The following is a 22,406-nucleotide window of genomic DNA, read 5'->3' on the forward strand; positions in this document are numbered from 1 at the left end:
GGGTTACGGGCGGAACCGCAGCACCTGCGGGTCGTGGTCGGAGATCTGGTCGTTGAACTCCGAGTTGATGTGCACGCTGTCGTACTCGAAGTCGCAGCCGCGCCGGATCGACGGGCTGATCAGGATCTGGTCCAGGACCTGCTGGTTGCCCTGGTAGTCGTAGGTGTAACGCTCGCTCCGCGGCAGCGACTTGATCGCCGACCACAGCTCGCCGTCGCCCTCGAGGATCTTCGCGGTCCCGGAGAACTCGAAGTCGTTCATGTCGCCGAGCGCGATGACGTTCGCGTTCTTCTGCACGGACAGGATGTCCTTGACGAACGCGTTCACCTCGGTCGCCTGCGCGTGGCGCTGGATCTCCGAGCTGCGCACCGGCGGCTGGTACTGCGAGGCCAGACCCTGGTCACCGCCCTTGGAGTTGAGGTGGTTGGCGATCACGAACACGGTCTTGCCGCGGAAGACGAACTCGCCGGCCAGCGGCTTGCGGCTGCTGTTCCAGGCCGCGTTCGCCGGGTCGATACGACCCGGGGAGGCCGTCAGCTGAGCCTTGCCGTTCACCTTGGTGACGCCGACGGCGGTGGTGGAGTCGCCGCCCGCGCGGTCCACGAAGGAGACCCGCTCGGGGTTGAACAGGAACACCTGGCGGATGTTGCCGCCGGGCTCGCCGCCGTCCTGGTCGTTGACCGGGTTGATCGAGCGCCAGTCGTACTTCGGGCCGCCCGCCGCGACGATCGCGTCGATCAGCTTGTTCACGGTCTGGCTCGCGTCGACCGTGCCGTCGTCCTTGGCACCGTTGTTGTCCTGGATCTCCTCCAGGGACACGATGTCGGGCGACTGCAGGTTGTTCACGATCGCGGCGGCGTGCTTGTCGAAGGTGGCGTCCGACGGGTCAAGGTTCTCGACGTTGTAGGTCGCCACCGCCAGCTCGCGGTGCGACTGCTTCTGCGTGGTCTCGCGCTCCAGGCCGCCGCTCTCCAGCGTGCCGAGCTTGCTCGCGACCAGGGTGTAGCCGCCGAACTGGTTGAAGTCCAGCGGGCCGGTGGTGGCGCCCTCCAGGGTGTCGCCGACGTTCGCCTTGGGGAAGTCGGCGGTCGAGCCCAGCGACTGGATCTGCAGCCGGCCGGTGTTCTGGGAGGCGTAGGAGCCGTAGACCGTGCCGCCGCGGCGGTTGTGGTGCTCCCACGGCTTCACCGTGACCCACAGCTCGCTGTACGGGTCGGTCGCGGTGACCACGCGGGTGTCCTCGACCTGGACGTTCATGCCCTCGAGGGACTCGTAGTAGTCCAGGGCGTACGCCGACGGGTCGAGGGTCAGGCCGTTGATCGAGCCCGCGGCGGCGGTGTCGCCCTGCGGGGCGTACACGTCCGGCACCGAGTCCTCGTCGACCACGACCGGCGCCGGGACCGCGTTGCCCGTGGAGACGGTGGCGACCGTCGGCTTGGTGATCTCCGTCACCGACTGGTTGCCCGAGGAGGCACCGCCCGGGACGTACTCGGAGACCGTGCCGGTCACCGTGACCGAGTCGCCGACGGCGACCTTCGGCGTGGAGCTGGTGAAGACGAACACGCCCTCACTGGTGGCCGGGTTGTCGTCCGGGGTCGGGTCCTGGATCCAGAAACCTCTGGAGGAGCCGTAGGTGCGCGTGGCCGTGACGATGCCGGGCACGTCCGTGACCTTCTGGCCCGCGAACGGCGATATCCGGGTGCTGCCCTGGATGTCGTGGATGCGCACCGAGTCGGCGTGCGCGGGCGAGGTGAGGACGACGGCCGACGCGGCGGAACAGACGGCGGCGACGGTGAGCGCGGCGAGGCGCGCGGAAGACCTGCTCGGCAAGGGAATCCCTCCGGGGGCGTACATGAGCGCCGGGACGAGGTGGTGACGGAAGCGTGCGGGGCATGTAGCCCTGCGTGACACGCGTAGAGCAGAGTGAACAGTTGTCCCCCCAACTTCTACGCGCGTCAATCTCCTGCCTGCGCCCGGGAGTTGTCAAGGTTTCGGCCATGTACGAGCGCTGGCGGGGAGATGAACCGGGCGGCATGGGTGGAAATCCGTCTAGGCTGAGCGGCCGAGTCATTTCACGGCCCGAGGAGAACCAGCCGATGTCAGACAGCTCCCCCCTGCCGCCCGTACGGCTGCACCCCGAAGCGGAGCTGGCGCGCGCCGCGCTGTCCACGCCGTTGCTCTCCCGCGCCGCCCGCCTCGCCCGCTGGGCCGGACCCGGCACCCGGGTGGACGCCGGCGGCGGACTGGCGGAGGAGCAGCTTCCGGCCGCCGCCGAGCTGCTCGGGCTGAGCGGGGACGACGCCGCCGCGTACGCCAGCGAGGCCTGGCGGGTGGCCGTGGACGCCGGACTGGTCGAGATCACCGACGAGGAAGCCGGGACCGTGGCGGCCGGGGAGGAGCTGGCGCTGCTCACCGGCGGCTCCCCGCACGACGTGCTCACCGTCTGGCTCTCCGCCCTGGAGACCGTCGTCGCCGACGCGAGCGTGCCCGACCTGGACGGTCTGGTCGACGCGATGGACGAGGGCGGCGAGGTCGATTTCTCGTCACTCGACTGGGACCCGGAGGCCGAGGCGGAGTTCCTCGACGGCGTCCTCGGCAACCTCTACCTGCTGACCGTCAGTGAGGACGGCTCCGGCGACGCACCAGTGCCGCTGCCCGCCCTCGCCGCCTCGATGATCGTCCCGAGCGACATGGGCGAGCCCACCAACGACGTCCTGGAACAGGTCTCCGACGCGATGATGCGCCTCGACGACCAGTTCCGGCTGCTGGAGCCGGTCGGTCTGGTCGAGTACCAGCCGGTGGACGAGACGCTGATGGCCGACGGGGAGGAAGAGCCCGCGGCCCCGGCGGACGACACCGACGTCTCCCGCTACGGCATGGTCCGGCTGACCCCGCTCGGCGCCTACGGGCTGCGGGCGCGGCTGCTGGAGGCCGGGTTCGAGGCGCCCGCGGTCGGTGAACTCGCCGACAAGGGCGCCGACGTGCTGCTCGACGGCACCGCCCACTTCGGGCCGTCCGCCGCCCAGGCCGAGACCGAGGAGTGGGTGGCCGGACGGGAACCGCTCGCCGCGGCACGGGAGTTGCTGGCCGCGGCCCGGGGCGCCGACGCCGGGGCGCCGTTGCGCAGACTGCGCTGCCAGCAGGCGCTGTCCCTCGTCGGCCTGGAGGCCGAGGCCGCGCTGCGGGAGGTGCTGGACGATCCCGAGCTGGGCGGGCTCGCCCGGGTGTGGCTGAGCGAGCGCGGCGCCTCCGACGTGCCCGCGCCCTCGCAGGAGCTGGTGTTCTGGCTGACCGTCGACACCCTGGCCGCGCAGCTCCAGGCCGAGGGGAACTCGGAGGAACTGCGCGCGCTGGTGGAAGGGCTGGCCGAACAGCACAGCGGGTTCTTCGCGGCGGCCTGGCGCGTGGAGCACCCCGCCACCGCCGACGTGCTGGAGGCGATGGGGCGGCTGCACCCGGACAAGAAGGTGGCGAAGGAAGCGCGCAAGGCGGCCTTCAAGGCGCGGTCGGCGCAAGGGGGCTGAGCGTCCCCGCCGATCGCTGCTGCGGCGGAGAAGAGCTGGTGACGCCGGGGGAGAACGTGACCGGTGTTTTGGCCGGCCATGGGGCTGTGTATACGGATTCATGGAACAGGGGTCTCTGAAGTAGCCGGGTGTTCAACCGCCGTTCAAAAGATGGCGGGAGCGTGAGCGCCGCAACGAGGCCGCCACCCTCCACCCGGCACGCCCACCGTCACAGGAGACACCATGTCGCTCAGCCGTAGGGACTTCGCCAGGAAATCCGCGATCACCGGTGCCGGAGTCGCCCTGGCGGGCAGCGTCGGCGCCCTCGCCACCGCCCCGAACGCCCTCGCCGCCACGGACGACATCGAGACCGTGGACGGCGAGTCGGCGCACGGACACCACGGCGTCGGCTACGGCCCGCTGACCCCGGACCCGGACGGCATCCTCGCGCTGCCCGAGGGCTTCACGTACCGGGTCATCACCTACAGCGGCAGGACCAAGCTGGAGTCGGGCGAGTTCACCCCGTCCAACCACGACGGCACCTCCACCTTCGACGGTCCCCGCGGCGCCACCCTCCTCGTCAACAACCACGAGCTGAAGGGCCCGCGCACCGGCTGGAAGTACCCGGTCCCGCTCACCGAGGGCCTCGTCTACGACCCCGCCGCCTCCGGTGGCTGCACGGTGGTCGAGGTGCGCCGCGACCACGTCGCCGAGTGGGTCGGCATCGCCGGCACCTCCACCAACTGCGCGGGCGGCAACACCCCGTGGGGCACCTGGCTGACCTGCGAGGAGACCGAGGACAAGGCCGGCCAGAACGGCATGACAAAGGACCACGGCTACGTCTTCGAGGTCGACCCCGAGGACCGCCGGGCCAACCGCGACCCCAAGCCCGTCAAGGCGCTCGGCCGCTACGCCCACGAGGCCGTCGTCGTCGACCCCAAGCGCGGCCACCTCTACCTCACCGAGGACGCGGCCGGCCCGAACGGCCTGCTCTACCGCTGGACCCCGCCGGAGGGCTACCGCCACGGCCGCGGCAGGCTGCGCACCCTCGCCGACGACGCCGGTGTCCTGCAGGCCTTCAAGTGCTTCGACTCCGGCGGCAAGTTCATCGACGACCTCTCCCGCGCGACGAAGATCGGCACCGTCTACGGCGTCGACTGGATGGACGTCCCGGACCGCGACGCGCGGACGACCTCCGTCCGCAAGCAGTTCACCGAGGGCCAGGTCACCCGCGCCCGCAAGCTGGAGGGCATGTGGTGGGGTGACGGCGGCACCTACATCGTCTCCTCCTACGCCCGCACCGAGAGCCCCGTCCAGCACGACGGCGCCGTCTGGTTCTACGACCCGAAGCGTCGCACCCTGACCCTCAAGGTCCTCCTCGGCGTCAACCCCGACCCGTCCGCCGACAACGGCAACTTCGACGGCCCCGACAACATCACCGTCTCCCCGTACGGCGGACTGGTCATCGCCGAGGACGGCGAGGGTGTCCAGCACCTGTTCGGCGCCACCGAGAGCGGCCGCACCTACCCGATCGCCCGCAACGACCTGAACATCGGCACCGCGGAGAAGCCCGAGTACAGCGAGTTCACCGGCGTCACCTTCTCGCCCGACGGCCGCACCCTGTTCGCCAACATCCAGGAGCCCGGCATCATGCTCGCCATCACGGGGCCCTGGAAGCGGCAGAAGTGCGCCTGACGCCCGCGCGGTAATTAATTCGCTCGCTTGTCCCGCGGCTTCCCTCCTAGAGTGATCCACGTCCAGGTGCGAAGGCAGGACCTACTTCCACTCTTAATGGGGAGGCCGCGGGTTCGAGTCCCGCCACCGGCTCCACGGGCCGGTGTAGCTCAGGGGATAGAGCGCCAACCGTCGGTTCCGCCGACCTCGATCTCTGGACACCGAAAACTTCATGCACCTCCCGGTGCGCAGGCTGCGGTTACTTCTTTTCCACAGAGAATCCACGACCGCCGCCGAATTGATCTCGGGAGGCGCAGCACATGGTGGGTGTCCGGTGCGCAGGCAGCGGTTACTTCATGGGATCGGGCGGTTGCGGGTTCAAATCCCGTCATCGACTTCGGGTCGGTGTAGCTCAATCGGTAGAGCACCTGGGAAAGTCCGCCGCCGAGTCCTGATCTCGGGCACCCTCCATTTGCTGTGCCTCCCTCCGAAACACCAATGAATTCGGGGGAATTCACCATGGCGCGATTCAACACGCGTGCCGCCAAGGCGCAGCTGAAGTCGGCGGTGACGTCGACGGGCCGCATCCTGCGGACCTACGAGGGCGGCCGGGGTCAGGAGCGCGAGCCGCGCTCGGAACTGTTCCTGCTGGCGGTATCCCACTTCCTCACGGACACCTTCTACGAGGACGCCAAGAACCGCGACGACCGGTTCACCCGCCTGCTCCGCGACCTCGCCGTCAGCGACCCGGAGTGGACGGCCGGCCTGCTCGGCTGGCTGCGCGGTGAGGGCAACATGCGGACGGCCTCGATCGTGGGCGCCGCCGAGTACGTGCACGCCCGGCTGACCGCGGGCGCCACCGACGGCCCGTCCAACCGGCAGGTCGTGGCATCCGTGCTCCAGCGCCCGGACGAGCCCGGTGAGCTGCTCGCGTACTGGACGGCGACGTACGGCCGGGCCGTCCCCAAGCCCGTCAAGCGCGGTGTCGCCGACGCCGTACGACGGCTCTACCACGCCAAGTCGCTGCTCAAGTACGACACCGCGTCCAAGGGCTACCGCTTCGGCGACATCCTCAACCTGGTGCACGCGTCGCCGGACGCGGACAAGCCGTGGCAGGGCGACCTGTTCCGGTACGCGCTCGACCGGCGGTACAACCCGGACACGGCCGTGCCGCCGGCGTCGAGCCCGGTGCTCACCACGCACCGCGAGCTGATGGCGCTGCCCGTCGGGGAGCGGCGGGCGGTCGTCACCGCGCCCGGCGGCGCCGAGCGGCTGGCGGCGGCCGGTATCACCTGGGAGGCGCTGGCCGGGTGGCTGCAGGGCCCGATGGACAAGGCGGCCTGGGAGGCCGTGATCCCGTCCATGGGTGCCATGGCGCTGGTCCGCAACCTGCGGAACTTCGACGGGGCGGGTGTCTCGGACGAGGTCGCCGCCCGGGTCGCGGCGAAGATCAGCGACCCGGAGCAGGTGGCACGTTCGCGGCAGTTCCCCTTCCGCTACCTGGCCGCCTACCGGCACGCGCCCTCGCTGCGCTGGGCGTACCCGCTGGAGCAGGCGCTCGGCCACTCGCTGGCCAACGTGCCCGCGCTGCCGGGCCGGACGCTGGTGCTGGTCGACCGGTCGGGCTCGATGTTCTGGTCGCCGGTGTCCGAGCGTGACCGGCTCACCCGGGCCGACGCGGCGGCGATCTTCGGTACCGCGCTCGCGCTGCGGGCGGCGGACGCCGACCTGGTCGAGTTCGGCTCGACCAGCGCGCCGGTGGAGTTCCGCAAGGGCGAGTCGGTGCTGAAGATCCTGGAGCGCTTCGGCAACCTCGGTGGCACCGACACCACGGAGGCGGTTCGCCGGCACTACCGGAAGCACGACCGGGTGCTGATCGTCACCGACGAGCAGTACGCCCCGCACCAGCAGGGCGACCCGACCGCCCAGATCCCCTCCCGTGTCCCGGTCTACACCTGGAACCTGGAGGGCTACCGGGCGGGCCACGGTCCGTCGGGCACGGACAACAGGCACACCTTCGGCGGTCTTTCGGACGCGGCATTCCGGATGGTGTCCCTGCTGGAGGACGCTCGTGACTCCCGCTGGCCGTGGCAGGCCTGACCGGCGGCCGGTCCGATCGTGGCCCGCACTCCCCCGGGGGTGCGGGCCGCACTCTTGTCTGCCGCGACACTGGTATCTAACATTTCAGTTGTGGAGACCCTGCGACCCGTTCCCCGCACCCTGCTCCGGGACCGCGCCTGCGCGGCGATCCGGGACGCCATCGTGGCCGGGGAGATCGAGCCCGGCGCGGTGGTGCGCGACGCCGACCTCGCCGAGCGGCTGGGGCTGTCCCGGGCGCCCGTGCGCGAGGCCTTCGCGCGGCTCGTGGACGAGGGGCTGCTGGAGAGCAAGCCGCAGAGCTACACCCGGGTCACCCCGCTCCTCGCCGCCGACGTACGGGACGCGGCGGCGGTGGTCGGTGCCATGCACGAACTGGTGACCCGGATCGCGGTACCCCGGCTGGGCCCGGCGGACCTCGACCGGATGCGCGCGGCGGGCGACCGGTTCGCCGCGGCCGTACGCGCCGGTGACGTGGACGAGGCCCTGCGTGCCGACGACGAGCTGCACGACGTCCTGGTCCAGGTCAGCGGAAACCGCGCGGCCGCCGCGACCGTCGCCCGCTACACCCCGCTCATCCGCCGCCTGGAGCGGCAGCGCTTCGGCGAGGGCGGCTCGTGCCGTTCGGCCGGGCTGCACGAGCGGCTGACAGAGGCGTGCGCCGACGGGGACGTGGACGGCGCGGTCCGGGTCACGGCGGAGATCTGGCGCACCCTCGCAGACCTGGCCGACCCCGACTGATCCTGGAGGTCCCGTGTCCCTGTCTTCCTACGCCCGCTGTCCGCTGCTGTTCGGCCCCTCGCCCGTGCACCCCCTGGAGCGCCTTACCGCCCACCTCGGCGGCGCCACGCTGTGGGCCAAGCGGGAGGACTGCAACTCCGGGATCGCCTACGGCGGGAACAAGACCCGCAAGCTGGAGTACCTGGTCGCCGACGCGCTCGCGCAGGGCTGCGACACGCTCGTCTCGATCGGCGGGGTGCAGTCCAACCACACCCGCCAGGTCGCCGCCGTCGCGGCCCGTGCCGGGCTGGGGTGCGTGCTGGTGCAGGAGAGCTGGGTGGAGTGGCCGGACTCCGTGTACGACAAGGTCGGCAACATCCTGATCAGCCGGCTGGCCGGGGCCGAGGTGCGGCTGGTGCGGGCCGGGTTCGGGATCGGGTTCAAGGAGAGCTGGGAGCAGGCGCTGAGGGACGTGGAGGAGGCGGGCGGGAAGCCGTACGCCATCCCGGCCGGCGCCTCCGACCATCCGCTCGGTGGTCTCGGCTTCGCCCGCTGGGCCCATGAAGTCGCCGAGCAGGAGGAGGAGTCGGGCGTCTTCTTCGACACGGTGGTCGTGTGCTCGGTCACCGGCTCGACCCAGGCGGGCATGATCGCCGGATTCCGCGCCCTGGAGGAGGCGGGCGGCCGGCCGCGCCGGGTGCTCGGCATCGACGCCTCGGCCGAGCCCGCTCGCACTCGCGGGCAGATCGCCCGGATCGCCGACGCCACCGGCCGTCTCATCGGCGTCAAGGGAGAGTTGACCGTCGAGCTGGACGAGCGGTACCACGCGGGGACGTACGGCATCCCCGACGAGTCCACCCTGGACGCGATGCGGCTCGCCGCGCGGACCGAGGGCATGGTCACCGACCCCGTCTACGAGGGCAAGTCGATGGCCGGGCTCGTCGACCTCGTCCGGCGCGGCGAGATCGGCGCGGACTCGACGGTGCTCTACGCCCACCTGGGGGGCCAGCCCGCGCTCAACGCCTACAGCGCGCTGTTCTAGGCGGTGCACGGGGGGCGGTGCACGCGGACGGCCCGGGTGTGGACGGGCAGCGGCCGCCGACGGGCGGGGCCATGATGGCGGTGTGCCCTGCTCCTCGACGCCCGGCCCGGGCGACGCCCTCGGCCGCCTGGAGTCGGCCCCCACGCCCCGGACCGCCGTGGCCTGGCTTCCCCCGGCCGGACTGTGGCCGGCCATCCAGCGCATCCGAGCCGAGCACGACCCGCAGATCCGCCGCTGGCCGCCCCATGTGAACCTGGTCTTCGGCTTCGTACCGGAGGAGGACTTCCCGGCGGCGCTCCCGCTGCTGGCCGAGGCGGCCGCCGGATGCGAGCCCTTCGACATCCGGCTCTGCGGGGTCCGCTTCTTCCGCCACCGGTCCTACGCCACCGTGTGGCTCGACCCCGCCGCGGCCGGTGCGGCGCCCTGGACGGAGCTGCAGCGCGCGCTCGTGGAGCCCTTCCCGTACTGCGCGGACCGCTTTCCGCGCTTCACCCCGCACCTCTCGCTCGGGCGCACCCGGGCCCCGCGCGTCCTCGCGGCCGAATGCGCCGCCCGGCTCGACGTGCTGCACGCGCGCGTGGCCGAGATCGAACTGCTCTCCCGCCGCGGTGACGGCCCCATGCGGACGCGCGCCACGATCGGCCTGGGCACCGGCGAGACACGCGGCATTCCCGGGCCGGACCCGGCCGACGGCGGGTACGAGCCACCGATGCGCGCCTGACCGGACGGCGGAGCGCCCTTCGTGGTGCTCGATAATCTGCGCAGAGGATCCCCGGTCGGCAAGGAGCATCTGGATGGCGCAGGTCAGGCCCATGCGTGCGGACGCTCGGCGCAACCACGAGCGGTTGCTGAGGGTGGCGGCCGAAGCCTTCGCCGAGCACGGGGAGAACGCGTCGCTGGACGACATCGCCAAGCGCGCCGGCGTCGGCTCCGGCACGCTCTACCGGCACTTCCCGACCCGGCAGGCGCTGCTGGAGGCCGCGTACGTGGACCGTATCCAGGCCATGGCGGCCCGGGCCGACGAGTACGCAGCGGAACTTCCGCCGGGCGAGGCACTGGTGGAGTGGCTCAACGAGGTGTGCGTCGGGACGATCCAGGTGCGCGGTATGAAGACGCTCCTGGGCTCGGCCGTCACCGACGGCAGCTCCGTGGCGGCCACGGCCTGCGGCACGCATCTGCACGAGGCGGTGCGGCGGCTGGTGGAGGCGGCGCAGCGGGAGGGCAGCCTGCGCGGGGATGTCGAGCCGGTCGAGGTGCTGCGGCTGGCGCACGGCGTGGCGTCGGCGTCGGAGCTGGCGAGCGGGCAGGGGGAGCAGATACGCCGCTATCTCGCGTTGCTGACGGAGGGACTGCGCCCGCGCGGGGAGGCCTGACAACCGGGCGCCCCCTGACGGACGGGGGCGCCGATGGCTGTGTCGTACGGCCGCTTACAGGGCGCGGGCCCCCGGCTCGACCATGTTGCGCACCGTGCGTGCCTTCACGAAGTCGCCCATCGCCGTCATGTCCCACTCACCGGAGAACTGGCGGATCAGCTTGGCCATCATGACGCCCGTCTGCGGCTCGGCGCTGGTGAGGTCGAAGCGGACCAGCTCCTCTCCCGTGGCCGCGTCCACGAGGCGGCAGTAGGCCTTGGCGACCTCCGTGAACTTCTGGCCGGAGAAGGAGTTGACCGTGAAAACCAGGCCGGTGACCTCCTGGGGGATGCGGCCGAGGTCGACCATGATCACCTCGTCGTCGCCGCCGCCCTCGCCGGTGAGGTTGTCACCGGAGTGCTTGATCGCGCCGTTCAGGATCGTCAGCTTGCCGAAGTAGCAGCTGTCGACGGCGTTGCGCTGCGGGCCGTAGGCGATGACCGAGGCGTCCAGGTCGATGTCTTTGCCGCGGAACGCGGGCTCCCAGCCGAGGCCCATCTGCACCACGGAGAGCAGCGGGCGGCCGCCCTTGACCAGGGCCACGGTCTGGTTCTTCTGGAGGCTGACCCGGCCCTTGTCCAGGTTGACCTTCCCGGCGCCGGGCACTGGGGCCGGCGGGGCGGGCGGTGCCGCGGGAGCGGGCGGTGCGAGCGGTGCCTGCGCGGCGGGTGCCGGCGGTGCGGCCGTTGCCGCCGCCGGTGCCGCGGCGGGCTCCTCCACCGTCACACCGAAGTCCGTCGCGATACCGGCCAGGCCGTTGGCGTACCCCTGGCCGACGGCGCGGGCCTTCCACTGGCCGTTGCGCCGGTAGATCTCCACGATCACCAGCGCCGTCTCCGTACCGAGCTGCGGCGGGGTGAACGTGGCCAGGACCGAGCCGCCGTCCGCGTCCCGGATCGTGGCCGTCGGCTCGATGCCCTGGAAGGTCTGGCCGGCCGCGTCCGGGCTGGCCGTGACCACGATCTTCTCGATGTCCGGCGGCACGGCACCGGTGTCGACCGTGATCGCGTCGGGCGCCGCGCCACCACCGGACGTGTACGTCACGCCCGGGCCGGCGGGCTGGTTGTAGAAGATGAAGTCGTCGTCGGAGCGCACCTTGCCGTCGCCGGTGAGCAGCAGGCCCGACACGTCGAGCCGCACCGGCGCGGAGACGTCCACCGTCACGCGGGTGGCCGACAGGGAGATGTTCGAGCCTGGGGTCATAGCTGTCATGCCTGAGGTAACGAGCGGAAGCGCTTTACCGTTCCCTTACCCGGGGAACGGTCCGCTCAGTTGGCGGCGACGACCTCGTCCAGCCAGGTCAGCGGCCGCTCGGCGGGCCACGTCAGGAGCCGGTCCTGGTCGGCGGGGTCACGGGCTTCGTGATAGCGGAAGACGAGGTCGTGGGCGTGGCGGCCGAGGATCTCGATCTTGCCGGTGGCGTGCGAGGCGACGAGGCGGAAGCGCTTGGCCAGGCCGTTGAGACGGGCGCGCGCGGCCGTGATGATGTCCATGGCCTCCGCGAGCGGCACGGCGTAGCGCTCGTTGCCGTGGGTCGGCCGGCACAGGAACACGTAGTAGGGCGCCAGGCCGGCCGAGGCCAGGCGGTGTTGCAGCCGGGCGAGCTCCTCGGGGTCGTCGTTGACGCCGCGCAGGAGGGGGGTCTGGTTGGTCAGGACGAGGCCCGCGTCCTGGAGCCGGGTCGTGGCGGCCAGGGCCTCGGGGGTGAGTTCCCGGCTGTGGCTGAAGTGGCACATCACATGGGTGCGGGCGTCGGCGCGGGCGGCCGAGGCGAGGGTGCCGGCCAGCTCCGGAGTGATCCGCGCGGGATCGAAGGCGGGCACCTTGGTGCCGATGCGGATGACGTCGACGTGGGGCACGGAGCGGACCTCGGCCAGTGCGGAGGCCAGCCGGGACGGCGAGAGCATCAGGGGATCACCGCCGGTGAGGAGGACGTTGTCGATCTCCGGATGGGCGTGGATGTAGCGCACGCCCTCGCTGATGTCGAAGGTCGTCTCGCGTTCCGCGCTGTCCAGTTCGCCCTCCGGACGCAGCTGGTGCGCGGGGTCGGTGGCGAGGGTGAAACGCTTGCGGAAGCAGAAGCGGCAGTAGGTCGCGCAGACGTCGGTGAGCAGCAGCAGGGCTGTCGGCGGGTACTTGTGCTGCAGACCGCGCACCCGGGTGTTGGCGGCCTCGTCACTCGGATCGAAGTCGAGGGTGTCGGACAGTTCCTCGACCTCCGGCATGACGATCAGCCGCAGCGGATCACGCGGATCGCTCCAGTCGATGAGGCCGGCGTAGTAGGGGGTGATACGGAACTCGAACTCGCGAACGACCGCCGCGCGCGCCCGGGCCTCGTCCGGCGGCAGGCCCTCGATCAGGGACAGATCCCTGATCACCGTGGTCGGACGGTGCTCACGCGCCATTGCTCCCACTCCCCTGTCCGTCGCCGCCCGCCGTGATCGTGGCCGCCGGGGCCTGTCCCGGCGCGGTTCCGGAGCCGGGCCCGGACGCCGAAGCGGGTGGCGGAACACCGTTCTTGAGGACCGTGCCCCGGCTGTAGGTCACCGTCATCCACACGATGTCCCGGGCGCTCACGATCATCACGTGGGCCTCGGGAAGTGCCGTCTCCTCCGTCGCGCCGCCGGATCTCAGCCTGATCTCGCCGCGCAGCAGCAGATCACGGTCCCCGGTCTCGGCCGACAGCCGGCTGTGGCTGAGCAGCGTCCCGGCCACATGAGAACCGTCCCGCAGCTGGCAGCCGACATAGATCCTCGAATCGACGTAGTCGTGGATACGGTGCCGGGCCGGGTACGCCTGGAAGGCCCACCACCACCCCGGCCGCTCGGCACGGTCGTCGCCCCGCCGGACCACGGCGAGTCCATGGCCCAGCGCGGTCGCGAGTCCCAGGAGCCCGGCTCCCCACAGGGCCACGGACAGGGTGTTCCCGCCCAGGTGGGCGGGATCGCCACGCAGTGCCCTCACATCGGGGACGGCGTGCGGCGCGAGGTGCGCGAACAGCAGGAACGCGACGCCGACCACCCAGTCCGCCAGGACGCTCACGAGCACGATCGAGGCGGTCTCGGCCAGGGCCGAGCGATCGTAGGCCGGCACGTCACGCGCATGGCGGCGCTGGTACACGAATCCGGGGGCCAGCAACGTGAGGAACAGGACCAGGCCGGTCAGGTTGGTCGGCATCGAATCCTCTCGGAGCTTGGTCGACCGGGCGTGGACGAGGTGCCGAAATCAGGATCGATGTGACGGGGCCGGGGCCGTTTTCCGGGCCGGTGTCGATGACCGTGGCAGTGGGTACAAGGCCCGGCGCCCACGGTAGTGGCTCGGTGTCGAGACTGTCACCGGGCCTTCAGGTGCGGAGGTTTGTCCATGGCCGACGAAGCCGACGACGGCTTGAACTCCGGTCCATCCGACTTCGAGGGGGATGTCCCCGAGCTGCCCGAAAGCGACCTGCGCGGCGGTCATGCCACGGTCGACGAGGAGGTGTTGCCGGACTTCGCGGTCGGCATCCCCCTGCCTCCGGCGCCCCCGGCGCCGGCGGCGCAGCCGTCCGACCCGGCGACCACGGACTGAGGGCGGGGTCAGATGGGGGGCGAGGGGGAAGTACGGCGCCCGACCGAGCGGGCGCTGGCCGAACTGCGTACGGCACTGGCCCGCTTCGGCCTGCTCAGCGACGAGGCGGAGGCCGCAGCAGTGCGGTTGATGGCGGTGACGGACCTGCGTCAGGAGTCGCAGGAGCGCACCGAACTGCTGCGCTACTACTACAACAGGGCTTTCGACGACGGCCCGGCAGGCACCGCGGCGCTGGAAGTCTGGCGACGACTGCTGGGGGTGGTGTCTCCGGGGTGGAACGACGACCTCGATCCGAGCGACGACAGCACCGTCGTCTTCGACATGAGCACCGGACGGCTGATCGGACCGGACGGCTCCCCGCTGGTGCCGGACGAGCCGGACGAGGCGGAGGCGACCGACGACGCCCTGATCGGGCAGGTCCAGGAACTGATCAACGCCCACTCCGTCGAGGGCGATCCCTCGCTCCTGGAGCAGGCCGTGGCCAAACTGCTGGAGTCCGACGGCACCGACCCCGCCCACCTGCGCGCGGCGGTGGAGTTCGGCGCCTGGCTGGGCGGGAACGCCAAGACCGAGCACGACCTGCGGATGGCCGTACTGTCGGTCGCTCTGCTGGAGTGGGCCTGCGACCGGGACCCGGAACCGGAACCCCAGAACCTGGTCCGGCTCAGCAGCCACCTGGACACCCTCTACGACCTGACTCTCGACCAGGACACGATCCTGCGGGCCATCGAGGTGCGCCGCGCCGCCCTGGACATGGTGGACGAGAACTCGCCGGCCCACCCGAACATCGAGGGCGATCTCTGTGCCGGGCTGTGGACCTACGGCCGGAACACGGACGTCACGGCGCTCGACGAGGCGCTGGCGCGACTGCCCCACGTCATCGCCCACCCCGCGCTGAACCCCTCGATCCGGCCGGGATGGATATGGAACCTGGGCACGGTTCTGCGTGATCGCGGAGTGCTGGCCTCGGACGGGGGATCGATCTCCGAAGCGATGGGTGTGCACGAGTGGGCCCTGCGCGAGGCCGAGGAGCACGGCTGGCCGCAACAGCAGATGTTCGAGATCCGCTGGTCGCAGGCCACCACGATCCACAGCTGGTGGCAGTACTCGCACAATCCCGACGCGGGGAACGACTCCGTCCGGATGTTCCGGGATCTCCTGGACGAGATCCCACCGCACAGCCCGCGGCTGGCCCCGGCGCTCAACGACTTCGGTATCGCCCTGCAGTCCATGCCCTACGGCGACGGCTCGGCCGCCCGGGAGTCCGCGACCGTGCTGCGGCACGCGCTGACCCTGGTCGGACCCGGCGACGCGATACGGCCGCGCGTGCTGGCCAACCTGGTGGCCTCGCTGTGGGCGCCGGCCGACCACGGCACCGTCCTGTCCGCGGCCGAGGCCGACGAGCTGACGGCCCTGGCCACCGAGTCGGTGGAAACGACCCCCGAGGGCAGCCCCGAACTTGGTCACCGGCTCAACCATCTGGGCCGGGCCCACGCCCTCCGATACGAGCGGCACCACGACACCGCGGACCTGGATGCCGCCGTGGAGGCCTACCGCCAATCGGCCGAGTACGAGGCCTCACCCCTGTGGGTGCGGTGGAACTCCGCCTACAGCTGGGTGGAAACCGCGACGGCGGCAGCGGCCTGGGAGTCGGCGGCGCAGGGCTGTGTCCGCCTGGTCGGGCTGATCCCGCTGGCCGGCGGCGAGCTGGTACGGCGCCGGGACCGCGAGCTCCAGCTGATCAGGCTGGGCGACGCACTGCGCGACGGGGCTGCGGCCGCTCTCCATGCCGGGCAGGCCGAACTCGCGCTGGAGCTGCTGGAATCGGGGCGGGGCGTGCTGCTGCGCCATGCGATGCTCCGGGCAGCAGCGGTCGAGGAGCTGCGCGAGAAGGCGCCCAGCCTTGTCGACACGTACGTGGCCCTGCGCAGGACCCTCGATCAGGACGACGGCTCGCTGCAGTTGGTCCGCTCCATCGGGGACACGGCACGCCGTATCGAAGCCGCCGAGGAACTCCGGGACCTGATCGAACACATCAGGACCCTGCCCGGTCTCGCGGACTTCCCGGCGACCGGCGCGCCCCGCGCGACGGATACGCCGACCCGGACCGCCGTGGTGCTGAACCTGAGCCGCTACCGCAGCGACGCGATCATCGTGGGGGCCGGTGGCGGCCAACCGGTCGTGGTGCCCCTGCCGTTGGTGACGCCGGACAGTGTGGCGGAGCAGGTCCGTGCCCTCTACGCCGCGCTGCGCCGGCGTGGTTCCGCCAAGGCCGATGCGGGCGGCCGGGAGGAGCCCGAGCGGGCCGTGGCGTCCGTCCTCGCATGGACCTGGGACGCCGTTGTCGCGCCCGTCCTGGCCGCGCTCGGATGGGACCACCGGTCGCCCGCGGGGTCGCGCCCGCGCCTGTGGTGGTCACCGACCGGCGCGTTGACGCTGCTTCCGCTGCATGCCGCGCTGCGGCCCGCCGACGGCTCCGCCGCGAAGCTGTGCGCGCTGGAATGCGTCGTCTCCTCCTACACCCCCACCCTCGCGGCGCTGCGGAAACCCGCGATGCCGGCCGTGCAGGGCCGGTCGGCGTGCGTGGTGGCGATGCCGGTGACGCCGGGAGAGACGGACCTGCCGGGCGTACTGAAGGAGGCGAAGGCGGTGGCCGACTGCTATCCCGGCTCGGTTCCGCTCGTCGGGAAGGACGCGACGCACGCCGCGGTGGCCTCGGCGCTGTCGCGTGCGGCGATCGCGCACTTCGCCTGCCATGCCGGCAACGTGCCGGACGACCCCTCCCGAAGCGGCCTGCTGCTCGCCGACGGCACGTTGTCCGTGGCCGAGCTGTCGGCCCAGGACCTGGAGGGGCACGCCTTCCTGGCGTATCTGTCGGCCTGCGACACGGCCCGGGGCGGCACCGTCCTCACGGACGAGGCCATCACGCTCTGCGCCGGTCTGGTGCTGGCCGGATTCAGGCATGCGGTCGGGACGCTGTGGCCGGTCGACGACGCGGCGGCCACGTATCTCGCGGGCAGGTTCCACCGGGCGTTGGCCCGGCGGCTGAGCCGGGGCGAAGCCGTGGAGCCCGCCGAGTTGCTGAACCAGTTGGCGGAGTGGACCTCGGGCGGCTGGCCGGACCGGCCCAGCCGCTGGGCGACGCTGATCCACTTCGGCGGCTGAGCGGTCGCGGGGGGGGGGGGGGGGGGGGGGGGGGGGGGGGGGAAGGCGGGGGGGGGGGGGGGGGGGGGGGGGGGGGGGGGGGGGTGGGGGGGGGCCCCCCCCCCCCCCCCGATCCGCTACGGCACCACCACGATCTTCCGCCCCACGCCCGCCGCGAACTGTTCCAGCGCCTCGGGGTACCGCTCCAGCGGGATCCGGTCGCTGATGAACACCTCGGGGTCCAAAACCCCGTTCGCGAACAGTTCTGCGGCCCGTTCGAAGCTGTGCAGGACCGCCATCGAACCGGTGATGGTGATCTCCTGGTTGTAGATGCGGTACGGGTCTATCGTCACGCGCGTCGCGTAGTCGGCCACCCCGAACTGCAGGAACGTGCCCGCCTTCGCCACCCGGTCCAGGCCGTCCTGGATGGCCGCAGCGTTGCCGGTCGCGTCGACGACCACGTCCCAGCCCTGCGGGCGGTCCAGTTCGTCCGCGCCGGCGGCGGCCGCCGAGACGCCGAGGCGGCGGGCCGTCTCCAGGCGGGACGGGTTGAGGTCCACGACGTCCACGCTCGCCGCGCCGGTGCGTTTGGCCAGTTCCAGCATCATCAGGCCCATGGTCCCGGAGCCGTAGATCAGGACGTGGGCGCCGAGCCGGGCGCGGAGGACGTCGTAGCCGCGTACCGCGCAGGACAGGGGTTCGACCAGGGCCGCGTCCTGGGTGCGGACGTGTTCGGGGAGCTTCACGCAGTTCGCCACCGGCGCCACCGCGTACCGGGCCGCGCCGCCGGCCGCCGTCACACCGATCGCCGCCCAGCGCTCGCACAGGTTGTTGTGGCCGGTACGGCAGTAGCGGCACTCGTAGCAGTACAGCGAGGGGTCCACGGCCACGCGGTCGCCGACCGTGACCTCGGTGACCTGGGTGCCGACCCCGACCACCTCGCCCGCGAACTCGTGCCCGGGGACGATCGGCAGCTTGGGCGCGAACTCGCCCTGGAGGATGTGCAGATCGGTGCCGCACAGGCCGCAGGCGGCGACCTCGACGACGACCTCGCGGGGGCCCGGCGTCGGGTCCGGGACCTCGGTGACGACGGCGCGGCCCACGGACTCGATGACGGCGGCCTTCATTTCACGGCTCCCAACGACAGGCCCTGGACCAGCTTGTCCTGGGCGGCGAACCCCGCGGCGAGCACCGGCAGGGAGATGACGAGCGACGCGGCGCACACCTTCGCCAGGAACAGGCCCTGGCTGGTGATGAAGCCGGTCAGGAAGACCGGAGCGGTCTCGGCGACCACGCCCGTCAGGACCCGGGCGAAGAGCAGTTCGTTCCAGCTGAAGATGAAGCAGATCAGGGCGGTGGCGGCGATGCCGGGCAGGGCGATGGGGGCCACCACGCGGGCGAGGATCGTCGGCAGGCGGGCGCCGTCGATCTGCGCCGCCTCGATCACCGCCACCGGGACCTCGGCGAGGAAGGACTGCATCATCCACACCGCGATCGGCAGGTTCATGGAGGTGTAGAGGATGACGAGCAGCCAGATGTTGTCGAGCATCCCGGTGTTCTTGGCGAACAGGTAGACGGGCAGCAGGCCCGCCACCACCGGCAGCATCTTGGTGGACAGGAAGAAGAACAGGACGTCCGTCCACTTCCTCACCCGGCGGATGGAGAGCGCGTACGCCGCCGGGAAGGCCAGCAGGAGCACGAACAGCGTCGAGGCCACCGATGCCATGGTCGAGTTGATCAACGCCGGCCAGGGGCTTGCGCCCCCGCCCGTGCCGAAGAAGTCGCGGTAGCCGTCCAGGGTCAGGGCCGCACCGAAGGACGGGGGATTCGTGGCGGCGTCGGCCTCCGAGTGGAAGGAGGTCAGGACCATCCAGGCGATGGGCAGGAAGAACAGCAGCCCGACCAGCCAGGCCAGCAGGCCGAGGCCCGTTCCGCGGCGGCTGCGGACGCGTGCGGCGACTGCGCTCATGCGCGGGACACCTCCTCGCGGAACAGGGACGACACCACGCGCAGGGCGAAGGTCGCGATGACGATCGAGCCGATGACGACCAGGACGCCGGCCGCCGAGGCGAGGCCGTTCTCATGGGCCTGGTAGAAGCTCTGGTAGACGGTGTAGGGAAGGTTCGCGGTACCCAGGCCGCCGGAAGTGATCGTGAAGACCGCGTCGAAGTTCTGGACGATGTAGATCGAGCCCAGCAAGGCGCCCAGTTCGAGGTAGCGGCGCAGATGCGGGAGCGTGAGGTGGCGGAAGATCTGCCAGTCGCTCGCGCCGTCCACCCGGGCCGCCTCCAGCTGCTCGGGGTCGCGGCTCTGCAGTCCCGCCAGCAGGATCAGCATCATGAACGGCGTCCACTGCCAGATCAGGGAGGCCTCGACCGCGAGCAGGGGGGTGTTCGAGATCCAGTCCGGCTGGGGGCCGCCCACATAGTGCAACAACCCGTTGAACAGGCCGTATTCGGGGTTGTAGAGCACGTGCTTCCACAGCAGGGCCGCGGCGACCGGGACCAGCAGGAAGGGGGCGATCAGCAGGGTGCGGACCAGGCTGCGGCCCCGGAACCTCCGGTTGAGCAGCAGTGCGATGCCGAGGCCCAGGACCAGGCTGACCAGGACCACCGTGACCGTCAGCAGGATCGTCGTCCACACCGAGGCGCGCAGGTCCGGGTCGGTCAGGACCTGGCGGTAGTTGTCGGTGCCGGCGAAGTGACGGGCCTTCGGATAGAGGGCGTTCCAGTGGAAGAACGAGATCACCACGGTCGCCACGAACGGCAGCTGGGTCACCACGATCATGAAGACCAGGGCGGGGAGCAGAGGGGCCCGGACGGCCCAGGCCCGCATACGGTTCGACGGCCGGGTCGCCGGCCGCGCGCCGGCGGCGGCGACTCGGGCGGAAGAGGTCGTGACGGTCATGATCCCTCGTACTTCTTGGCGACGGCCTCGGCGAGCTGCTGCGACTTCTGCAGCGCGCTGTCGACGGACTCCCGGCCGGCTATGGCGGAGCTGATCTCCTGGGAGACCTTGGTGCCGAGGTCGGTGAACTCGGGGATGCCGACGAACTGGATGCCGGGCGCGGGGCGGGGCTGCACACCCGGGTCGTTCGGCTTGGCACCGGCTATGGCGTTCCGGGTGACGTCCGCGAAGGCGGCCGCCTCCTTGCGGTACTCCGGGATGTCGTACGTCGAAGAGCGCTTGCCGGCGGGCACGTCGGCCCAGCCCGCCGTCCTGCCCACGAGGTTCTCGTAGCCCTTGCCGGAAGCCCACGAGATGAACTTCCAGGCGTCGTCGGGGTTCTTGGACGCCTTCTGGATGCCCCACGCCCAGGTGTAGAGCCAGCCGGAGCTGTCGGTCTTCTCGACCGGGGCCTGGACGTAGCCGATCCTGCCCTTGACCGGGGAACCGGAGGCCTCCAGCGAACCCGCGGCGGACGTGGCGTCGTACCACATGGCCGTCTTGCCCTGCGTCATGTCGTTCAGGCACTCGGCGAAGCCGGACTGCGCGGCGCCGGACTCGCCGTGCCTGCGGACCAGGTCGACGTAGAACTGCGTGGCCCGCTTGAACTCCGGGGAGTCCACCTGTGCCTTCCAGTCCTTGTCGAACCAGGTGCCGCCGAAGGTGTTGACGACGGTGGTCAGCGGAGCCATCACCTCGCCCCAGCCCGGCAGCCCGCGCAGACAGATGCCCTTCATCCCGGACTCGGCGCCGTCAGCCTTGGCTGCCAGGCCGGCGACCTGCTTCCAGGTGGGCTTGGCCGGCATGGTCAGGCCCTTCTTCCGGAAGACGTCCTTGCGGTACATCAGGAAGGAGGACTCGCCGTAGAAGGGCTCGCCGTAGAGCTTGCCGTCCGCGGCGGTGAGGGCCTGCCGCATCGGGGCGAGGACGTCCTGCTGGTCGAAGGCGGTGTCGCTCTTGACGTACGAGTCGATCGGGTGGAGCCAGCCGTTCTTGGCGTAGACGGGGATCTCGTAGTTGCTGAGCGTGGCGACGTCGTACTGGCCCGCCTGGTTGGCGAAGTCCTGGCTGATCTTGTCTCTGACGTCGTTCTCCGGCAGGACGGTGAAGTTCACCTTGATCCCGGTGTCCTTGGTGAAGTTGTCGGCGGTGAGCTTCTGCAACTCCACCATCTGCGGGTTGTTCACCATCAGGACGTTGACGGAGTGGGCGGAGGACCCGCCGCCGGCGCCTCCGGCGCCCGAGCAGCCGGCGAGCAGTGGGGTGATCAGCGTTCCTGCGGCGGCCACGGCAAACAGGGCGCGGGGCGTTCGGCGGCTCTGGGTTCGCATGGAGTACTCCTGAACGTATGGGGAGATAACGGGCGTCTATGGGTGTGGGTGTGCCCCTGGGGACGGTGTTCGGTTCTTCAGACCCGGATGACCTGCGGGCCCAGCAGGGAGTAGCGGTGGGCCTCGGCCGCCGGGAGCAGCGTGCTCGTCACGATCGCCTCCAGCGCGCCGACCTCGGCGAACCGGCAGAAGCTGACCGCCCCGAACTTGGTGTGCACGCCCGCGAAGACCGTCCTTCGCGCGGCGCGGATGGCCTGGGCCTTGACCTCGCTGACGGCGGGGTCGGGGGTGGTCAGGCCGTGTTCGCGGGCGATGCCGTTGGCGCCGATGAAGGCGAGGTCGAGCACGAAGCCGGACAGCATCCTGGTCGTCCAGTGGTCGACGGTCGCCAGGGTGCCGGCGCGGACCCGTCCGCCGAGGAGCAGGACCGACATGTTCTCGGCCTCGGCGAGGGCGCCCGCGACGGGCAGGGACGCGGTGACCACGGTCAGCGGCCGGTCCGTCGGCAGGGCCTCGGCGATGAGCTGCGGGGTGAAGCCCTCGTCGACGAAGACCGTCTCCGCGTCCCCCAGCAGCTCGGCCGCGGCGGCCGCGATCCGGCGCTTCTCGGGGACGTGGCTGGTGGCGCGGAAGGCGAGTGTCGTCTCGAAGCCGGCGCTCTCGACCGGGTAGGCGCCGCCGTGGGTGCGACGGACCAGCCCGTGGTCCTCCAGGGCGCGCAGATCGCGCCGGATGGTCTCCTTGGCCACGCCCAGCCGGGTGGCGAGTGCGGTGACGTCGACCGAGCCCGTGGCGCGCGCGGCCAGCACGATCTCGCGCTGGCGTTCTTCCGCCGTCCTCGTGCTCATGCCGTCACCCACTTCCCTGTGGAGCTGCCCGTTCGGGCCCATGGGGGAAGTTCTACAGCGGGTGTGCGGCGCTGACCAGGCCTGTTGCGGGTCCGATACTGCCCGTGTGTGCCCGTTTGCGA

General features: G+C 71.2%; 18 protein-coding genes. 9 read left to right on the forward strand and 9 right to left on the reverse strand.

The features are described from left to right. Positions 1-3 precede the first annotated feature (3 nt). Entirely contained in the window at positions 4-1,830 is a 1,827-nt protein-coding gene (locus tag AC07DS_RS28490; RefSeq protein ID WP_479149783.1) for an endonuclease/exonuclease/phosphatase family protein, read from the reverse strand. A 266-nt stretch (positions 1,831-2,096) separates the two neighbouring features. Between AC07DS_RS28490 and AC07DS_RS28495 the strand changes: the two genes are divergently transcribed. The 7 genes from AC07DS_RS28495 (at position 2,097) to AC07DS_RS28525 (ending at position 10,409) form a co-directional block, all read left to right on the forward strand. After that, positions 2,097-3,524, forward strand: a complete 1,428-nt coding sequence (locus tag AC07DS_RS28495) for a hypothetical protein (RefSeq protein WP_479149785.1) — start codon at positions 2,097-2,099, stop codon at positions 3,522-3,524. A 222-nt stretch (positions 3,525-3,746) separates the two neighbouring features. Continuing rightward, the gene (locus tag AC07DS_RS28500) at positions 3,747-5,198 is read left to right on the forward strand and encodes an alkaline phosphatase PhoX (protein WP_479149786.1); all 1,452 of its coding nucleotides are present in this window, start codon (positions 3,747-3,749) and stop codon (positions 5,196-5,198) included. Between the two features lie 498 nt (positions 5,199-5,696). Further along, on the forward strand, positions 5,697-7,277 hold the full coding sequence (locus AC07DS_RS28505; RefSeq protein WP_479149788.1) for a TROVE domain-containing protein: 1,581 nt from the start codon (positions 5,697-5,699) through the stop codon (positions 7,275-7,277). A gap of 90 nt (positions 7,278-7,367) precedes the next feature. After that, the gene (locus tag AC07DS_RS28510) at positions 7,368-8,015 is read left to right on the forward strand and encodes a GntR family transcriptional regulator (protein ID WP_479149790.1); all 648 of its coding nucleotides are present in this window, start codon (positions 7,368-7,370) and stop codon (positions 8,013-8,015) included. A 13-nt stretch (positions 8,016-8,028) separates the two neighbouring features. Further along, positions 8,029-9,036 carry a 1-aminocyclopropane-1-carboxylate deaminase gene (locus AC07DS_RS28515; RefSeq protein WP_479149792.1) on the forward strand — a complete coding sequence of 336 codons (1,008 nt, stop codon included), beginning with the start codon at positions 8,029-8,031 and terminating at the stop codon, positions 9,034-9,036. A gap of 82 nt (positions 9,037-9,118) precedes the next feature. Further along, positions 9,119-9,757: a 2'-5' RNA ligase family protein gene (locus AC07DS_RS28520; RefSeq protein ID WP_479149793.1), complete on the forward strand. Its 639-nt coding sequence runs from the start codon at positions 9,119-9,121 to the stop codon at positions 9,755-9,757. 73 nt (positions 9,758-9,830) lie between these two features. Continuing rightward, a complete protein-coding gene (locus tag AC07DS_RS28525) occupies positions 9,831-10,409 on the forward strand; it encodes a TetR/AcrR family transcriptional regulator (RefSeq protein ID WP_479149795.1) in 579 nt (192 codons plus the stop codon). A gap of 54 nt (positions 10,410-10,463) precedes the next feature. On the opposite strand, the gene AC07DS_RS28530 is transcribed toward AC07DS_RS28525, so the two are convergent. The 3 genes from AC07DS_RS28530 to AC07DS_RS28540 all read right to left on the reverse strand — a co-directional run bounded on the left by AC07DS_RS28530 (position 10,464) and on the right by AC07DS_RS28540 (position 13,625). After that, positions 10,464-11,651, reverse strand: a complete 1,188-nt coding sequence (locus AC07DS_RS28530) for a TerD family protein (protein WP_479149797.1) — start codon at positions 11,649-11,651, stop codon at positions 10,464-10,466. Between the two features lie 65 nt (positions 11,652-11,716). Then, positions 11,717-12,853: a KamA family radical SAM protein gene (locus AC07DS_RS28535; protein WP_479149799.1), complete on the reverse strand. Its 1,137-nt coding sequence runs from the start codon at positions 12,851-12,853 to the stop codon at positions 11,717-11,719. Then, complete coding sequence (locus AC07DS_RS28540; protein WP_479149800.1) at positions 12,843-13,625, reverse strand: DUF6338 family protein; 783 nt, start codon at positions 13,623-13,625, stop codon at positions 12,843-12,845. Before AC07DS_RS28540 ends, AC07DS_RS28535 begins: the two co-directional genes overlap by 11 nt. 186 nt (positions 13,626-13,811) lie before the next feature. Here AC07DS_RS28540 and AC07DS_RS28545 point away from each other — a divergent pair, with 186 nt between their 5' ends. Together AC07DS_RS28545 and AC07DS_RS28550 are read left to right on the forward strand one after the other, a co-directional pair. Then, complete coding sequence (locus tag AC07DS_RS28545) at positions 13,812-14,015, forward strand: hypothetical protein (protein WP_479149802.1); 204 nt, start codon at positions 13,812-13,814, stop codon at positions 14,013-14,015. A gap of 12 nt (positions 14,016-14,027) precedes the next feature. After that, entirely contained in the window at positions 14,028-17,180 is a 3,153-nt protein-coding gene (locus AC07DS_RS28550) for a CHAT domain-containing protein (protein WP_479149804.1), read from the forward strand. A gap of 116 nt (positions 17,181-17,296) precedes the next feature. On the opposite strand, the gene AC07DS_RS28555 is transcribed toward AC07DS_RS28550, so the two are convergent. The 5 genes from AC07DS_RS28555 to AC07DS_RS28575 all read right to left on the reverse strand — a co-directional run bounded on the left by AC07DS_RS28555 (position 17,297) and on the right by AC07DS_RS28575 (position 22,284). Next, positions 17,297-18,286, reverse strand: a complete 990-nt coding sequence (locus tag AC07DS_RS28555) for a zinc-dependent alcohol dehydrogenase family protein (protein WP_479149806.1) — start codon at positions 18,284-18,286, stop codon at positions 17,297-17,299. Continuing rightward, positions 18,283-19,128 (reverse strand): carbohydrate ABC transporter permease, encoded by an 846-nt coding sequence (locus tag AC07DS_RS28560; RefSeq protein ID WP_479149808.1) that lies wholly within the window; start codon positions 19,126-19,128, stop codon positions 18,283-18,285. Before AC07DS_RS28560 ends, AC07DS_RS28555 begins: the two co-directional genes overlap by 4 nt. After that, positions 19,125-20,066 (reverse strand): carbohydrate ABC transporter permease, encoded by a 942-nt coding sequence (locus tag AC07DS_RS28565; protein WP_479149810.1) that lies wholly within the window; start codon positions 20,064-20,066, stop codon positions 19,125-19,127. The genes AC07DS_RS28560 and AC07DS_RS28565 overlap by 4 nt, the downstream gene beginning before the upstream one ends. Then, on the reverse strand, positions 20,063-21,436 hold the full coding sequence (locus tag AC07DS_RS28570) for an ABC transporter substrate-binding protein (RefSeq protein ID WP_479149812.1): 1,374 nt from the start codon (positions 21,434-21,436) through the stop codon (positions 20,063-20,065). The genes AC07DS_RS28565 and AC07DS_RS28570 overlap by 4 nt, the downstream gene beginning before the upstream one ends. 77 nt (positions 21,437-21,513) lie before the next feature. Beyond that, positions 21,514-22,284 (reverse strand): DeoR/GlpR family DNA-binding transcription regulator, encoded by a 771-nt coding sequence (locus AC07DS_RS28575; RefSeq protein ID WP_479149814.1) that lies wholly within the window; start codon positions 22,282-22,284, stop codon positions 21,514-21,516. Positions 22,285-22,406: the final 122 nt, after the last annotated feature.

The sequence above is a fragment of the Streptomyces sp. NPDC044064 genome (assembly GCF_056434245.1).

Bases quoted from the DNA above. Each gene is read 5' to 3' on its own strand.
- AC07DS_RS28530 (WP_479149797.1), bottom strand. From the start codon at position 11,651: ATGACCCCAGGCTCGAACATCTCCCTGTCGGCCACCCGCGTGACGGTG.
- AC07DS_RS28535 (WP_479149799.1), bottom strand. From the start codon at position 12,853: ATGGCGCGTGAGCACCGTCCGACCACGGTGATCAGGGATCTGTCCCTG.
- AC07DS_RS28500 (WP_479149786.1), top strand. From the start codon at position 3,747: ATGTCGCTCAGCCGTAGGGACTTCGCCAGGAAATCCGCGATCACCGGT.
- AC07DS_RS28570 (WP_479149812.1), bottom strand. From the start codon at position 21,436: ATGCGAACCCAGAGCCGCCGAACGCCCCGCGCCCTGTTTGCCGTGGCC.
- AC07DS_RS28505 (WP_479149788.1), top strand. From the start codon at position 5,697: ATGGCGCGATTCAACACGCGTGCCGCCAAGGCGCAGCTGAAGTCGGCG.
- AC07DS_RS28545 (WP_479149802.1), top strand. From the start codon at position 13,812: ATGGCCGACGAAGCCGACGACGGCTTGAACTCCGGTCCATCCGACTTC.
- AC07DS_RS28525 (WP_479149795.1), top strand. From the start codon at position 9,831: ATGGCGCAGGTCAGGCCCATGCGTGCGGACGCTCGGCGCAACCACGAG.
- AC07DS_RS28550 (WP_479149804.1), top strand. From the start codon at position 14,028: ATGGGGGGCGAGGGGGAAGTACGGCGCCCGACCGAGCGGGCGCTGGCC.
- AC07DS_RS28540 (WP_479149800.1), bottom strand. From the start codon at position 13,625: ATGCCGACCAACCTGACCGGCCTGGTCCTGTTCCTCACGTTGCTGGCC.
- AC07DS_RS28565 (WP_479149810.1), bottom strand. From the start codon at position 20,066: ATGACCGTCACGACCTCTTCCGCCCGAGTCGCCGCCGCCGGCGCGCGG.
- AC07DS_RS28555 (WP_479149806.1), bottom strand. From the start codon at position 18,286: ATGAAGGCCGCCGTCATCGAGTCCGTGGGCCGCGCCGTCGTCACCGAG.
- AC07DS_RS28560 (WP_479149808.1), bottom strand. From the start codon at position 19,128: ATGAGCGCAGTCGCCGCACGCGTCCGCAGCCGCCGCGGAACGGGCCTC.
- AC07DS_RS28575 (WP_479149814.1), bottom strand. From the start codon at position 22,284: ATGAGCACGAGGACGGCGGAAGAACGCCAGCGCGAGATCGTGCTGGCC.
- AC07DS_RS28495 (WP_479149785.1), top strand. From the start codon at position 2,097: ATGTCAGACAGCTCCCCCCTGCCGCCCGTACGGCTGCACCCCGAAGCG.